The 15,962-nt window shown below is 41.2% G+C and carries 16 protein-coding genes; 5 read left to right on the top strand and 11 right to left on the bottom strand.

Going from position 1 to position 15,962, the window contains the following annotated elements:
- Positions 1-66 precede the first annotated feature (66 nt).
- From barA to EXT43_RS06460, 3 genes are read left to right on the top strand one after another with little or no spacing between them, the layout of a single operon-like run.
- Positions 67-2,835: a two-component sensor histidine kinase BarA gene (barA, locus tag EXT43_RS06470; protein ID WP_130166703.1), complete on the top strand. Its 2,769-nt coding sequence runs from the start codon at positions 67-69 to the stop codon at positions 2,833-2,835.
- 36 nt (positions 2,836-2,871) lie between these two features.
- A complete protein-coding gene (locus EXT43_RS06465; protein WP_130166609.1) occupies positions 2,872-3,348 on the top strand; it encodes an energy transducer TonB in 477 nt (158 codons plus the stop codon).
- 12 nt (positions 3,349-3,360) lie between these two features.
- The gene (locus EXT43_RS06460) at positions 3,361-3,687 is read left to right on the top strand and encodes a hypothetical protein (RefSeq protein WP_130166608.1); all 327 of its coding nucleotides are present in this window, start codon (positions 3,361-3,363) and stop codon (positions 3,685-3,687) included.
- A 68-nt stretch (positions 3,688-3,755) separates the two neighbouring features.
- Here EXT43_RS06460 and pdxJ read toward each other — a convergent pair whose 3' ends face one another.
- From pdxJ to rpoE, 10 genes are all read right to left on the bottom strand, one after another.
- Entirely contained in the window at positions 3,756-4,487 is a 732-nt protein-coding gene (gene pdxJ, locus EXT43_RS06455) for a pyridoxine 5'-phosphate synthase (RefSeq protein ID WP_130166607.1), read from the bottom strand.
- A gap of 43 nt (positions 4,488-4,530) precedes the next feature.
- Complete coding sequence (gene recO / locus EXT43_RS06450; protein ID WP_130166606.1) at positions 4,531-5,217, bottom strand: DNA repair protein RecO; 687 nt, start codon at positions 5,215-5,217, stop codon at positions 4,531-4,533.
- A 17-nt stretch (positions 5,218-5,234) separates the two neighbouring features.
- Entirely contained in the window at positions 5,235-6,167 is a 933-nt protein-coding gene (era, locus tag EXT43_RS06445; RefSeq protein ID WP_054554338.1) for a GTPase Era, read from the bottom strand.
- On the bottom strand, positions 6,157-6,834 hold the full coding sequence (gene rnc / locus EXT43_RS06440) for a ribonuclease III (RefSeq protein WP_130166605.1): 678 nt from the start codon (positions 6,832-6,834) through the stop codon (positions 6,157-6,159). The genes era and rnc overlap by 11 nt, the downstream gene beginning before the upstream one ends.
- A gap of 2 nt (positions 6,835-6,836) precedes the next feature.
- On the bottom strand, positions 6,837-7,772 hold the full coding sequence (lepB, locus tag EXT43_RS06435) for a signal peptidase I (RefSeq protein WP_062566752.1): 936 nt from the start codon (positions 7,770-7,772) through the stop codon (positions 6,837-6,839).
- A gap of 26 nt (positions 7,773-7,798) precedes the next feature.
- Positions 7,799-9,586, bottom strand: a complete 1,788-nt coding sequence (gene lepA, locus EXT43_RS06430) for a translation elongation factor 4 (protein ID WP_062566751.1) — start codon at positions 9,584-9,586, stop codon at positions 7,799-7,801.
- Between the two features lie 70 nt (positions 9,587-9,656).
- Positions 9,657-10,106 (bottom strand): SoxR reducing system RseC family protein, encoded by a 450-nt coding sequence (locus EXT43_RS06425; RefSeq protein ID WP_130166604.1) that lies wholly within the window; start codon positions 10,104-10,106, stop codon positions 9,657-9,659.
- 3 nt (positions 10,107-10,109) lie between these two features.
- Positions 10,110-11,063 (bottom strand): MucB/RseB C-terminal domain-containing protein, encoded by a 954-nt coding sequence (locus tag EXT43_RS06420; protein WP_054562253.1) that lies wholly within the window; start codon positions 11,061-11,063, stop codon positions 10,110-10,112.
- Between the two features lie 4 nt (positions 11,064-11,067).
- Entirely contained in the window at positions 11,068-11,694 is a 627-nt protein-coding gene (locus EXT43_RS06415) for an RseA family anti-sigma factor (protein ID WP_054562254.1), read from the bottom strand.
- A gap of 1 nt (position 11,695) precedes the next feature.
- Positions 11,696-12,277, bottom strand: coding sequence for an RNA polymerase sigma factor RpoE (gene rpoE / locus EXT43_RS06410; protein ID WP_036969086.1), 582 nt, complete (start codon positions 12,275-12,277; stop codon positions 11,696-11,698).
- 393 nt (positions 12,278-12,670) lie between these two features.
- Between rpoE and nadB the strand changes: the two genes are divergently transcribed.
- Positions 12,671-14,293 carry an L-aspartate oxidase gene (gene nadB / locus EXT43_RS06405; RefSeq protein WP_054562255.1) on the top strand — a complete coding sequence of 541 codons (1,623 nt, stop codon included), beginning with the start codon at positions 12,671-12,673 and terminating at the stop codon, positions 14,291-14,293.
- Positions 14,294-14,667: 374 nt separating this feature from the next.
- On the opposite strand, the gene EXT43_RS06400 is transcribed toward nadB, so the two are convergent.
- Positions 14,668-14,919 carry a succinate dehydrogenase assembly factor 2 gene (locus EXT43_RS06400; RefSeq protein ID WP_054562257.1) on the bottom strand — a complete coding sequence of 84 codons (252 nt, stop codon included), beginning with the start codon at positions 14,917-14,919 and terminating at the stop codon, positions 14,668-14,670.
- 120 nt (positions 14,920-15,039) lie between these two features.
- Here EXT43_RS06400 and ygfZ point away from each other — a divergent pair, with 120 nt between their 5' ends.
- On the top strand, positions 15,040-15,951 hold the full coding sequence (gene ygfZ, locus EXT43_RS06395; RefSeq protein WP_130166603.1) for a tRNA-modifying protein YgfZ: 912 nt from the start codon (positions 15,040-15,042) through the stop codon (positions 15,949-15,951).
- Positions 15,952-15,962 lie beyond the last annotated feature (11 nt).

The raw sequence follows: 15,962 nt of genomic DNA, 5'->3' as shown, positions 1-15,962 counted from the left end.
ATTATTGATAAAGCGGGAGTAAGTATATACTCTTAAACAACGATAATAATGATAACAACATTCTTTATGACTAAATTTGGCTTACGTGACTCAGTCTTAACCCTTACACTTATACCGACTGTGATCATAGGCTTGTTGCTGGGCGGTTATTTTACAATAAATCGTTACATTGAGCTCGATGAAATTTTGTATCAACAGGGCGTGACTATTATTGAGCCCCTCGCCATTGCTGTTGAGCAACCATTAATAAAGCGTGATAAAGCCTTATTAACTCGCTTAGTTAGTCATACACATAACAAACACTCCCCTGCTATCCAATCAATTGCTATTTTTGATGAAAACAATGAGTTAGTGATTTTTAGTAAATACCAAAGTGAATTCAAAGAAATTGTTAGCAGCAATGCAAACAGCATGGATGGCATTCAAGTACAAAATTCTGAGCACTATCTAACATTCTCTACTGCCATAATTAATCATAGCCGCCAAGACATGATTTGGAATCATCACAGCTACCAAGCATCGCTGGGCACTGTGGTGATCATGCTTAACAAACAACAAGCCATTATTGGCCAGCAACGGGCATTATTAGTCAGTGGCGTGGTAATTTTACTCGCGCTCATACTTGCCACCGTATTAGCGTTCAGATTAACCCGCATGTTTATTCAGCCTCTTAATAAGTTAGTACTAGCTACCGACAAACTCATTGAAGGTAAAGTAGACACAGGGCTTGACCAAAAAATGTTTGGCGAATTTGAGCTATTACGCACAGGTTTAAATACCATTTCAGAAACCATGGTTGTACAACGTGATGAGATGCAAAAGCACATAGACCAAGCAACCTCTGATTACCGCGAAACACTCGAACAATACGAAACCCAAAATATTCAGTTGAGTATTGCTAAAAAAGATGCACAAGATGCGAACCGAGTAAAATCAGACTTTTTAGCTAAAATGAGTCACGAATTACGTACACCTTTAAACGGTGTAATAGGTTTTACGCGCCAGCTTTATAAAACCCCGCTCAATAAGCATCAAAAAGATTATCTAGATACCATTGAACTGTCGGCCAATAGCTTACTTACAATTATCAGTGATATTTTAGACTTTTCGAAATTAGAAGCCGGTGCCATGGAACTTAAGTCAATGCAATTCCAGCTCCGTGACAATATTAATGAAGTTATGACTTTGCTGGCACCAAGTGCTCACGAAAAGCAACTTGAGCTTTCAATATTTATCCATCCGCAAGTACCTGACAATCTAACTGGCGACCCGACCCGCTTTAAACAAATTTTGATAAACCTATTAAGTAATGCCATTAAATTTACTGAAAAAGGCTCAATCAAGGTTGATGTTGGCTATCGCTTATTAGACGAAGAGCGCGCCTCTATTTTGGTGTCTGTCACCGACACCGGTGTGGGTATCCCTATGGATAAACAAGATGCGTTGTTTACACCATTTGGCCAAGCAGACTCTAGTATCACCCGTAAATTTGGTGGCACAGGTCTTGGCTTAATCATCACTAAACATATTGTTGAAGCGATGAATGGCCGCATTACCCTAAACTCAGCACCTGGTAATGGTACCTGCTTTACGTTCAATGCCGTATTCAGAACGCCAAGTAACTCAATTACCAGTGACTTACCGACTCAATCACTGATCAATAAACGTATTTTGTATCTTGAGCCTCATGAGCATACCCATCAAGCAACGTTATCGCTACTGCATGAATGGCAAACTCGCGTAACCGCCTGCATGGATGAAGAAAGCTTCTTAAATGAGATCAACAAAGACTTCAGCTACGATATTTGTATTATTGGCCATACCGCTACTATTGACGATATGCAGCAACTCAAGAGTTATGTAAAAGCAGTGCGTCCTGTCACTGATTATTTATACATAATGCTTAATACGGTTTCGCATAATATGCGTGAAGCCTTTGTTGGTAGTGGCGCAGATGCCTGCTTAAGTAAACCGCTTAACCACCGTAAATTATGTGAGGTACTTGCTGCGCCTTACCGCCTTGACCATCCAGTGCATAACATTGAGCAAGGTGATGAAAAATTATTATCACTTAAAGTACTGGTTGTTGACGATAACGATGCCAACCTAAAACTAATTTGCACCTTACTTGAAGAACAAATTGAGCTAATTGATACCGCACATAATGGCTCACAAGCTTACAGTTTAAGTAAAAGCCATAAATATGACTTGATCTTCATGGACATCCAAATGCCAATTATGGATGGTATTACCGCATGTAAACTTATTCGCGAGTCATCTCTCAATGAAGATACCCCTATCATTGCAGTGACTGCTCACGCCCTCGCAGGTGAAAAAGAGCAACTGCTTAAAGATGGCTTTAAAGGTTACTTAACTAAGCCTATTGATGAGGACATGCTAAAACAAATAATTAGCGATCATAGCCCGCAATCGCCAATTAATCGTGAACGTAGCAAAACTGCCGCAGTTGACTCAGAACCTCCATTTGAAAGTGCCCGCCTCGATTGGCAACTGGCACTTCAACGCGCAGGCGGTAAAGAAGAACTAGCACTAGAAATGCTCAACATGCTATTACTCAGCGTGCCTGAAACCTTGCGCCTACTCAATGAAGCTATAGAAAAAGAAGATTGTGAACATGTACTTAGCATAGTGCACAAGTTCCATGGCGCATGTTGTTACACAGGCGTACCAAAACTAAAATCACTTGCCGAAACACTCGAAACAGCTTTAAAAGGCGATTGCGATTTAAATTACATTGAGCCTGAACTATTTGAGCTTGTTGATGAGCTGAATAATTTGTTAAGTGATGCAGGTATGGTTGAGCAACAAAGATAAAAGAACACCCAATAAATTATATAAAGGAATATATTAATGAAAAACTCTTTAATACTAGCTGGCAGTTTGTTTGTCTTTGGTTGCGCATCAACCTCAGACAAACCAGTAAAATTAGAGTATGCGGATTTAGCTGTTAGCTATAATGAAATGGAGTCAGCAAAATGGCAACAGCTTGAACGCTTTCCTGCCAGATACCCAAAAAAAGCAGTTATCCAAGCAAAAGAAGGTTGCGCAACTATTGAGTATGTCATTACGCCACAAAATGAGATTAGAGATATTCAGGTAGTTGCCTCAACTAACTCTGTATTTGCCGACGCAGCAAAAGATGTAATCACTAATTGGCACTGGGATGAGCTGGCGAAAAATATTACTGATAAAGCGGTGAAAACCCAAACTCGCTTTGACTTTTGTTTTGACACACCTGAGCAATCTTGCAAAGAGCTAAAACCTAACTATTCATGCCCTAGTTCAGATATTATTTATTCCACGGGTACACGCGTAGTGAAGTATTAAAGGGAGCTTGCTTTGTATTTTATCTTACCTATCGTCTTTAGTGCTATTTCACTCACTTGGTTTTTCCTCCGCTATAAAAAACTAAGTATAGAAGCTAATAATTACGTAAAAACCAATTACACAGAGCAGTGGCAAACATACGAAAGCCAAGCCCGTTTGATGAAGGCAAAACCTAACTCGATGGTTTTTCATTCAATTAAAAAAGGTGAATTGTCGGCCGTAGATGATGATGTTTTAAAAAGCTTTAAGAAAAAACATCAATATTTAGTGGCCCTACTCTGCCTTTCGCCTTGGCTATCTTCATTGCTTGCACAATTTATTGTTTATCTGAGTAAATAAAAACGCGATGGATATTATCTCCACCGCGTTCAGTATTCAAATTTGCTGGCTCTTATTAAAGGCGTCAGCTAAAGTCTTGCTTCAATCATTAAACGTTTCATATCGCTGACTGCTTTTTCTAAACCATCAATCGCTGCACGGGCAATAATCGCATGGCCAATGTTTAACTCATAAATTTCTGGCATTGCCGCAATGGGTTTTACATTGTGATAATGAAGACCATGGCCGGCATTAACGATTAAACCTAAGCTATCAGCATATTGTACGCCGCTACGTATACGCTCAAGCTGAGTGTGAAGCTCTTCGTCATTTTCAGCATCAGCATAAGCACCTGTGTGAATTTCAACGTATGGAGCATTACACGCTTTTGCAGCGTCAAGTTGTGCGTTGTCGGCATCAATGAATAACGAAACCTTAATTCCCGCAGCTGTTAGCTTTTCTGTTGCTGCTTTTACTTTTTCAAAATTACCCACAACATCTAGGCCGCCCTCAGTGGTGAGCTCTTCACGTTTTTCAGGCACTAAACAAACATAAGCAGGTTTCACTTCAAGGGCGATGTCGATCATTTCATCGGTGACTGCAATCTCAAGATTCATACGTGTTTGAATCGTTTTTGCCATCACATATACGTCGCGGTCTTGAATGTGACGACGGTCTTCACGCAAATGAATGGTGATACCATCTGCACCAGCATGCTCTGCAACAGCTGCAGCATGCGCAGGATCTGGGTAACTCGTGCCACGCGCTTGGCGTAAAGTGGCAATGTGATCAACGTTTACACCAAGAAGAATATCTTTCATTTTTTTACCTGTTTAATACAACGATTCAAGGCTGAACATCAGCCTACTTAATAAATAACTCACGGCTTTTTAATGGCTTTTTACCAAGTAAAGGCTTGAGTAGGTATCTACTTAATTGCTTTGCCATATATAACACATCAGGGGCGCTAAAGTCATGAGCTGCTATGGCATTTAATTGCTTTCCTGAAAAGCCACTATGGGGGTCGTCATGCAGTAAAAAACCGTATTCAGCAAAGTACTGGTAATTTGCTGCATCGTTTATTTCATCCCCTTCGGCATCAACGCTAAAATCAACGCCATAACCCAGCATCTCTAACAGTTGAAACTCGTAAGAGCGCAGCACAGCTTGTAGGTTTTTAGTGGTTGATAACTCGTCTAGATGCTGTTTATAAAGATGATATACACTTTCCATCGGCTCATTGATAGGTACGATACGATTGGTTAATTCGTTCATATAGAAGCCGCAATAAAGCTCGGTACCCTGCAACATAGTTTGCCGGCCATGGGGTTCAAAACGATTAATGTATTTTAAATCAGACTTGCCGCTATATTGTACGAGCAGAGATTGGAAAGGTTGTAATTGTGCTTTATGTTTAGAGGCCTGGCGACCACTAACACGGGCCAGCATTCTCAGCTGACCTACGCCTTCTACCAGCATATCGAGCATGACTTGCGAGTCGCTAAATGGACGTCGGTGCAGCAAGTATGCTGTGTAGAATTCGCTATCCATGGCGTGTAAGACTTTACTTAGTCTTCACCATAGCCAAGGCTACGTAGCGCACGCTCATCGTCAGCCCAGCCAGACTTCACTTTTACCCAAAGTTCTAAAAACACTTTGTTATCAAGCATGTCTTCAAGGTCTTTACGAGCTTCACGGCCAATCACTTTGAGTTTTTCGCCTTTATTGCCGATCACCATACGCTTTTGTGTTTCACGCTCAACGAGGATCAAACCATTAATTTGCCAGACACCGTTTTCTTGCCATTTAAACTGCTCGATCTCTACAGTGACTGAATATGGTAGCTCATCACCCATAAAGCGCATCAGCTTTTCACGGATCACTTCAGCCGCCATAAAGCGCATTGAACGGTCTGTTACGTAATCTTCAGGAAAGTAAAACTCACAAAGCGGTAAACGCTTTTTCACTTCATCTTTGATTAAATCAATATTTTTACCCTGCTTTGCAGAGACCGGCATAATAGCCACAAAATCAAATTTACCACCTAAAAACTGCATGTGCGGAAGCACTAAATCACGGTCTTTAACTTGGTCAATTTTATTCATCACTAATAATACTGGACGACCGCTCTGACGTACTTTATTTAGTACCATCTCATCGTCTTCGTTCCAGTGTGTGCCTTCAACCACAAAGATGATCAGTTCTACATCGCCAATTGAGCTCGACGCAGCACGGTTCATTAAACGGTTAATAGCGCGTTTTTCTTCGACGTGTAAGCCTGGTGTATCAACATAAACAGCTTGGTATTTACCTTCGGTATGAATACCCATGATACGGTGTCGTGTGGTTTGTGGCTTACGTGAGGTAATAGACACCTTTTGCTCAACAATATAGTTAAGTAAGGTTGATTTACCTACATTTGGGCGGCCAACAATGGCAACCATACCGCAGTGCGTATCTAGCTCTGCAGGTTCTTTGCTAATTAAATCATCAAGATTCATTTTTAAGTATCTTTAAGGCTTTTTCAGCGGCTTTTTGCTCAGCTTTACGACGTGAGCTACCTACTGAGATAATGCTATCCATCCCTTCAACAATACATTCAACCGTGAATGTTTGATTGTGCGCTTGGCCTTTTGTATCAATTACAGTGTAGCCAGGTAACGATAATTTGCGCGCTTGTAAGTATTCTTGAAGTAATGTTTTCGGATCTTTTTGATTTAAGCCCGGCGAAATTGCGTCAAGACGCGACTCGTACCAACTTAAAATTAACTCACCACATTGTTCAATGTTTGAGTCTAAGAACACCGCACCAATAATCGCCTCTACGGCATCAGCAAGGGTTGATTCACGGCGAAAACCACCGCTTTTAAGCTCACCTGGACCTAAGCGTAAGTAATCGCCTAAGCCAAACTCTAGGCCAAATTCAGCCAACGTTTGACCACGAACTAGGGTCGAACGCATGCGGCTTAAATCACCTTCGCGTGCTTTTGGAAATTTAGTGTAAAGTGCATTCGCAATCACAAAGCTCAAAATCGAATCACCTAAAAACTCTAAGCGCTCGTTATGTTGGCCTTTATGACTGCGGTGCGTCATTGCCTGCTCAAGCAAAGCTTGATCAGCAAATGTATAACCTATTTTGTTGTATAACTCTGTTACGTTTTTTTTCATCGTTACTGAATATTACCTAGGCGTTCAAAACGAACACCAGTTGGAACCCAGCCTGGTAAAAAGTCATCTGGGCCATTCTCAAATTCAAAACTCATCCATATAAAGACGGCTTTACCTACCAAGTTTTCTTTAGGTACAAAGCCCCAAAAGCGACTGTCTTGGCTATTATCACGGTTATCACCCATCATGAAATAATGATCGGCAGGAACAACCCACTCGTCTGAGCGTGTACCTGGTTGTTGATAATAACGGCCTTTCATTTCAGGAGCTTGCGGGTTAATTAAAATATTATGATTCACTGTGCTTAGGTTTTCTTCTAAGCGCACTAAATTCATCGAACCCTGCTTGAACTCGTCACTATTGAGGATTTCCATATCAATTTTGTTGTATTCATTACACAGCAAATCACCTTGCTGTGTTACACCTTCGGCACATTTTGGCTGAATATAAAGGTGCTTATTGCGATATACAATTTTATCGCCCGGTAAACCAATCGTGCGTTTAATGTAATCTACGCGCTCGTCTAATGGGTATTTAAATACCACAATATCACCACGTTCAGGTTCATCAACATCAACTAACTGGCTACGCCAAATTGGGTCTTTGATGCCATATGAGTACTTCTGTACCAAAATGAAGTCACCCACTAATAGGGTTGGCATCATTGAACCTGATGGAATTTGAAACGGTTCAAAAATGAAAGAGCGAAAAATAGTGATCGCTGCAATCATCGGGAAGATTGACTTAGCCGTTTCAGTGATGCTTGGCTCAGGCGCAATTAATGCAGCGGTTTCTTCGTCTAATTCGCCACCTGCTGCATTTTGAGCAAGGGCAATGCGTTGCTGACGCTTTGGCGCAAACATAAAGTGGTCAATTAACCAAATTAATCCTGAGCCTAGCGTTAACAACACTAAGAAAATAGAAAAGTAACCCGCCATGCATTAATTCCTTTATTTACTTCTAATTATTTACCAACTTTAAGGATAGCTAAGAATGCATCTTGAGGTACTTCAACGTTACCTAGTTGCTTCATTCGCTTTTTACCTTCTTTTTGTTTTTGTAGTAGTTTCTTCTTACGACTCACGTCACCACCGTAACATTTCGCGATTACGTTTTTACGTAATTGCTTAACTGTTGTACGGGCAATAACATGCTGACCAATCGCTGCTTGAATCGCAATATCAAACTGCTGACGTGGAATTAAGTCTTTCAGTGCTTCAGCTAACTGACGACCACGTGATTGTGCAATATCGCGGTGTACAATAATCGCTAACGCATCAACACGCTCACCATTAATTAATACGTCAACACGTACCATGTCTGAAGCTTGGAAATGCTTAAAGTTATAATCAAGCGATGCAAAACCACGGCTTGTTGATTTTAACTTATCGAAGAAGTCCATGACTACTTCAGCCATCGGTAATTCGTACGTCACCGCAACTTGCTTACCATGGTAGCTCATTTTAGTTTGCATACCACGCTTTTCAACACAAAGCGTAATTACGTTACCTAAAAACTCTTGCGGAACTAGTATGTTAGCTTCAACAATTGGCTCACGGATTTCAAGAATATTATTCACCGGTGGTAAGTCAGACGGGTTATCTATCTGTTTAGTTCCGTCTTTAGTCTCTACTTCGTAGATTACTGTTGGCGCAGTGGTAATAAGATCAATGTCGTATTCACGCTCAAGACGCTCTTGAATGATTTCCATGTGTAGCATACCTAAGAAGCCACAACGGAAACCAAAGCCTAGTGCTGTTGAGTTTTCTGGCTCGAAGAATAACGACGCATCGTTCAAGCTTAATTTATCTAGCGCATCACGGAATGACTCATAGTCATCTGATGAAATTGGGAACATACCTGCATAAACCTGCGGTTTAATGCGTTGGAAGCCCGGTAAACGCTCTGGAGCAGAATTACGTTGTAAAGTGATGGTATCACCTACAGGTGCACCATGGATTTCTTTAATACCCGCAATAACAAAGCCTACCTCACCGGTTTTTAGGATACCCGTGTTGGTTTGTTTTGGTGTGAAAATACCGACTTTATCTGCGATGTGAACTTGATCATTCGACATGATCTTAATTTTATCGCCCGAGCGCAATTCACCATGCTTAATACGTACTAATGATACAACGCCTTGGTATGGGTCAAACCATGAGTCAATGATAAGCGCCTGTAGTGGCTCATCTTTGTCACCTTCTGGTGGCGGAATATCTTTAACAATGATTTCGAGTACTTCTTCAATACCAATACCAGTTTTAGCACTACATTGCACAGCATCTAGGGCATCGATACCAATGATGTCTTCAATTTCTTCTGCTACACGCAGTGGGTCGGCTTGCGGTAAATCGATTTTATTCAGAACTGGAATAACTTCTAAGTCCATTTCGATTGCTGTGTAGCAGTTAGCTAAAGTTTGAGCTTCTACACCTTGACCCGCATCAACAACTAAAAGCGCACCTTCACAGGCTGCAAGTGAACGCGATACTTCGTATGTGAAGTCAACATGTCCTGGCGTGTCGATAAAGTTTAACTGATATGTTTCGCCGTCTTTAGCTTTATAATTTAGCGTTACACTTTGCGCTTTGATGGTAATACCACGCTCACGCTCAATGTCCATTGAGTCTAACACCTGCTGCTGCATTTCACGGTCTGTTAAACCACCACAAACTTGGATAAGACGGTCAGAGAGAGTCGATTTACCATGGTCAATATGGGCGATGATCGAAAAATTACGGATATGCTTCATAAACTGGATTCTAAACTTCTATATAAAATGGACTAAGTGTATAAAGGGACAATTTTACATTTAATTGGCTTTAATCACCATCTATTTGAGTGAAAGGAATAGTAATTGCGTGAATTTTTATTACTTTAATATCATGCTTAAGGCTCTTAACCCTTGATTTTGCTATCGCATAGCCCGTTAAGCCACCAATCACGGCGGCTAAAATTTGCCAGCCTTCTGTAAGCGAAAAAGCCGAAAATGCGATTAAAGCAAACCCTAAACTAAACAAAAGGGGTAGCATGTAAACAGCCATAGCGTGTTTAACTAAGTGGCTATCATCGAGTGCTAAAGTTACTTTTTGCCCTACTTGGAGCTCTTTTTCGAAGGTATAAGGAAAGGTTTTTTTAGCTGTTCCAAACAACTTTGCAAAAACTTGCGAACCACAACGACCATTACAGCCGGCACAGGCTTGCTTTTGTTCTGCTTCTAAATTCGCTGTCGTGCCTTTTACCGACACGACAGTGAGGGTTTGTTCAATCATGATTTAAAGAGGTCGCGCTACCGACTCAGCTATAGCTTTGGCTGTCATAGCAGGGATATTACCAACAACCGATACATCAAAGCTACCACCATTGTGCACATACACAGTCGTTGCGCCTGAGGTTAAAGCACCGCTTGCACGCTTACCCGGTAAAGGTCTTTGAATAAAAACAGACACTTCAACAAACCCATCTGAATATAAATAATAGTCAGCAAGTTCATTATTTAAATCAAGTTTATGACGATCTGACTTTAATAACTTAAAGCCATCAGGAAGCCAACCAATTTTCCAATCATTCGCTGCGCTGTCTTCATTATTGGCTAAATCGTTAGTCGCAAGCACCGCAGGAAAGTCACGATTTTGCATTTCAACTAACATAGGAGCAGGCTGCTCTGTTACGCTGATATGAGTTAACTGTAACTGCTCAAGCATCTCACCTTTATGATTCACATAGGCAGATTTAAGTAACAACGAAGACTCAGTATCTAACCAAATCCAATAGTTATATTTGTATTCATCTTTTGACTCGATACGCACTAACTGTGCTGAGCGCCCTGCAATACGGCCTTTTCCGCCAAGCACAAAATCATAGTGAGCGCTTAGTCGATTTATATCTTTAAAAAGTACTTCAGGAATTGGCCCGGCAATAGAGTCGGTTTTAACTGAGTAAGGCTCTGAATGAGGCTCAAAATATGTTACTTGATCGTCAACGCGCACCATTTCTAAGCCAGCGCCGTTGAGTAAACTTAGGTGCTCAAGTTCAATATCACCTTGTTTTGCATGTAACCAGCGATAAGGTTCCATAGCTTGGCCTTTTACAACCACAAATGATGCGTCAAAGTTGCGAGTATGAACGGCCGTAGCCATATCATTTAATAAAGTCTTGGCGGGATTTTCGTCGCTGGCAATGGCTGGAGCCGTTAATACCAGCGACAAAATAAAAGTAAAAACTTTCATTTAATTAGTTTTTTTCCTCGTCTGCATTTTCTGCAGTTTGCGATTTTTCTAGCGAATATGCAACACGTGCTTGACGTTGGTGCTCAAGAACTAATGCGCCAATACGCTGCTGTTGTAACTCACGTAAACCTTGCTCTGCATTTTCTAATGCAGGTTGCTCTGATGAGTAACTTACAGGAGAAGCCATACCTGTTAATGGTACTGTTTGTAATGTTGGAATATCACTTTGCGGTGACTCGGTGTTTTGTGGCAATGTTTGTACGCCCACAATCGCAAACATAGCAACACTAGCAGCAATAGCCACTTGGGCAAATGGACGACGCCAATTAAATGCTACCACGTTATCAGTGCCTGTTGCCGCCACGATTTCTTCGCTTTTTGGTGCCGTTGTTTTATTCGCGAAATCTGCGTAAACAGGTTCTTGCTCAAGTGATTCTGCCACTGCATCTGCAATGTCAAAATTAAAAGCGTTGTTATTTGCCTCAGCACGCATTACATCACCAATCATTGCGTAACGACCAAATGTAGATACATCGTCGTTTGTGATCGCTTGATCAGTTAACTGCTGCTCGCCGTCAAGTAACGCGGACAACTGCTCATTATCCAACTTGTTAACGTCTGCTTTTGTCATACTAAGACTCACCTATTAATGGATTCAATTTATTATCAATCGCCTCACGGGCACGGAAAATACGTGAACGCACCGTTCCCACAGGGCAATCCATAACCACGGCTATTTCTTCATAGCTCATACCTTCAATTTCGCGAAGGGTAATCGCGGTTTTTAGATCTTCAGGCAAACTATCAATCGTATTAAAAATTACAGCACGTACTTCGTCACTTAATAACAGGTTTTCTGGCGATGCGTTTGAACGCATTGCATCTGCACTGTCATAAAATTCTGCTTCTTCGGCATCAACATCGTTAGCTGGGGGTTTACGACCCTGCGCAACTAAGTAATTTTTAGCACAATTTACGGCGATACGGTACAACCAAGTATAAAAGGCGCTATCACCTCTAAAGTTAGGTAAAGCACGGTAGGCTTTAATAAAAGCTTCTTGTGCGACATCAGCAACATCACCTTGGTTCGAGACATAACGTGAAATCAAACCTGCAATTTTATTCTGATATTTTCTAACTAATAGGTTGAAGGCGTTTTTATCTCCTTGCTGGACCCTTTTAACTAGCGCTAAATCCAAATCCTGCTCGCTCATTCGAGCCGGTACTCCTCTGTTTGATTCTTGCTTGCTATTCATATACTCGCCATTGTTTACACAAACTCTGACTGCACCATGAATATAAAAGTTCAGTTTAAAATGATTTTTTTATAAAATAGCACGCAAATAAATTGAGTCATACCAATCTTATTACACGACAACCTCAATAACTGCTTAAAAATCAACGGTTATCTAAATTGAACTCACAATTAAAAACAGCTAACAATAAACTGTTTATGTGACGATAAAACTAATAAGATTGGTATAACGTATTAAAATGACTAATAGTGTTAAAGCAAATATGGTACATATACGTATACCACATAAAAATTTATTTGCTCAAACTTTTGGCACTACTAGCCGAGCATTGTAACCGCAAAGACCACAGACATGAACCAAAATAAACATCACATTACTGATGTCGCTATCATTGGCAGCGGCGCCGCTGGCCTTTCTCTTGCTTTATCGCTTGCTAATTACTGTAAGGTGACGGTACTTAGTAAAGGCGCATTAACTGAAGGTTCTACCTTATATGCTCAAGGTGGTATTGCAGCAGTATTTGATAAAAAGAATGACAGTATTGAATCTCATGTTGAAGATACACTCGATGCAGGTGGCGGATTATGTGACCGTGATGCGGTTCACTACACAGCGAGCAATGCTAAAAAATGTTTAAAGTGGCTAATTGAGCAAGGCGTACCTTTTGATATGGAGTTCGATTCAAAAGGTAAAGAGCGTTTTCATTTAACTCGCGAAGGTGGTCACAGTCACCGCCGTATTTTACATGCCGCCGATGCAACTGGCCGAGCAGTACAAACAACCTTAATTAGCCAAGTACAAGCACACCCTAACATCACTCTGTTAGAAAATTACAATGCTATCGATTTAATCACAGATAAAAGCTTAGCTAAAAAAGGCAAGCATGTTCACGGCTTGTACGTCTGGAATTGTGTTGATAAAAAAGTTGAAACTATCGCTGCTAAGTTCGTATCACTTGCAACAGGTGGCGCAAGTAAAGTGTATTTATATACTTCTAACCCTGATGTATCGAGTGGTGATGGTATCGCAATGGCATGGCGTGCAGGGTGCCGCGTTGCCAATATGGAGTTTAATCAATTCCATCCAACAAGTTTGTACCACCCAGAGCTGCAAAACTTTTTGATCACCGAAGCAATGCGCGGTGAAGGTGCTTATTTAAAACGCCCTGATGGCACTCGCTTTATGAAAGACTTTGATGAGCGCGAAGAACTTGCCCCTCGCGATATTGTTGCTCGTGCTATCGATTTTGAAATGAAACGCCTTGGTGCGAACTGTGTGTACCTTGATATTAGTCACAAAGACAAAGATTTTATCATTGAGCACTTCCCAACTATCTACGCAAAATGCTTAAGTGTTGGCCTCGACATTACCAAAGAAGCCATTCCAGTGGTGCCTGCTGCACACTATACCTGTGGCGGTGTTATGACTGACTTTAATGGCCGTACAGATTTAGATAACTTATACGCGGTTGGCGAAGTAGCTTACACAGGTTTACATGGCGCTAATCGTATGGCGAGTAACTCGCTACTCGAATGTATCGTGTTTGCCCATGCTGCCGCGAAAGATATTCTGAGCAAAATCGATGCAAGCCCTGCCCTTGAAGCCTTACCACTTTGGGATGAAAGTCGCGTAACTAACTCAGACGAAGAAATCGTTATTACCCACAACTGGCATGAACTAAGGTTATTTATGTGGGATTACGTGGGTATTGTACGCTCAACAAAACGTTTAGAACGTGCGCTTCACCGCGTTGAATTACTGCAGCAAGAAATTCACGACTATTACGCGAACTTTAGGGTTACAAATAACTTATTAGAACTTCGAAACCTAGTACAGGTTGCAGAACTTATTATTCGCAGCGCCCTTGAGCGTAAAGAAAGCCGTGGTCTTCATTACACGATTGATTACCCAGAGCAAAACGAAAATCCAACGCCGACAATTTTAACACCTAAGTCGGTTGCTGCACTGCAATAATTGCACGCTTTAAGCGCGAGAAACTTTCTTCATCAACACTGGCTGAGCTTATAATCAGCCAGTGTGATTGATAAAACCCAGCCAACCTCAGCACTACAAAATTAGCAAACACATAACTTTTAGCTGTTATCTGGCCTTGAATTTTAAGTTTGTCGTTAACAAACCTGAGCTCTGCTTGCTCTAAAATTATAAAACCCTTTTCAGGCTGTGCTTGTTGGACTTTTTTAAAACTAAGAATGGCTAAGAAGAAGCACGCTAAACAAGCCAAAAGTTGAGCGAAAACATGCTGGTAAACAAAGCATAAAGTGATGGCTGTTAAGCAAAAAAAGACCACAAAGGGTTTGTGGTCTGTGGTGTTATTTGTAACGGTAAATCTATACACGAACTCGGTCTAAAATTAACGCGACCATACCGTTAAGCTCTGGGTCTTTACACTCTTCATGACCCATGAACCAGGCGAATAAATCAGGATCATCGCACTCAAGTAAGCGTTGAAAAACGGCTTGCTGTTCTTTTGATAGTGAGTCAAACGCTTCTTCAACGAATGGCATAAATAAAACATCTAGTTCTAACATACCGCGACGGCATGCCCAACGAATACGTTCTTTACTGTGAATTTCAGTCATTTTAAACCTCGTACTTATTTGTCTGCAGTTTACCAAATTGCTATCGAATAAACAGCTATTTAAATTGCTACCCTAACTAAGTTATCATTAGCGCTCATTCATATCGTAAAGAAGGTTTTTATGTCGACTGTTTACGCATGTCCTTTATCTTATTCACTTATCAGCCTAACTGGCAAAGATAAGTTGTCTTACCTTCACGGACAAATTACGCAAGATATCAACAAATTAACTGATGATAACTTCCTTTGGGCTGGCCACTGTAATGCAAAAGGCAAGCTTTGGGGGGTGTTTAGGTTGTTTTCACACCTTGATAGCTATTACCTTGCGGGCTCAAAACCTGAGGTAGAGCAATCGCTAGTCGAGTTAAAAAAATATGCGGTATTTTCGCAAGTAGAAATTCAGCAATCTGAAAAACCGCTAATTGGCTTACTAGGTGATGACCTAACAGCGACTCTAGAAACCTTAGCAATTAATTTTGACGACGAGCACAGCGCAGTCGATTTTGCTGGCGGTAAAGCGTTAAAGCTTGCAGATGACCGCGTATTGCTTATGGTCAACGAAGAATTTAGCTTACCTGATAACGTCACAGCTCTTGATGATGACGCGTTATGGCAACAGGCAGCTATTGCCGCAGGCGAGCCGTCATTAAACAGCGACGCTATTGGCGAATACGTACCGCAAATGGTTAACTTGCAAGCGCTTGGTGGTATCAGTTTCAGAAAAGGCTGCTACACAGGGCAAGAAACCGTCGCTCGTATGAAATACCTAGGCAAAAATAAACGTGCTATGTATGTAGTTTCGGGCAAAGCTGAAGGCTTACTTGACGAGCTTGAACTCGAAACACAAATGGGCGAAAACTGGCGCCGTGCTGGCAAGCTTATTAGCCAAAGTTTTAATCAACAAACGCAAACCTTAATGGGTCTGGTTGTGCTTCCTAACGACAATGAAGCAGGCCAAATTTTGCGAGCAAAACACCTCCCTCAGGTAGAGTTATCTATTCAAGCTCTGCCTTACTCTCTCGAAGATGAATAAATAGGAATGAC

Source organism: Pseudoalteromonas sp. CO109Y, assembly GCF_004208935.1.
In the GTDB taxonomy this organism is placed as follows: domain Bacteria; phylum Pseudomonadota; class Gammaproteobacteria; order Enterobacterales; family Alteromonadaceae; genus Pseudoalteromonas; species Pseudoalteromonas shioyasakiensis.
Note: the sequence above shows the minus strand (reverse complement) of the source record. Positions and strands in the feature narration are given on the sequence as shown.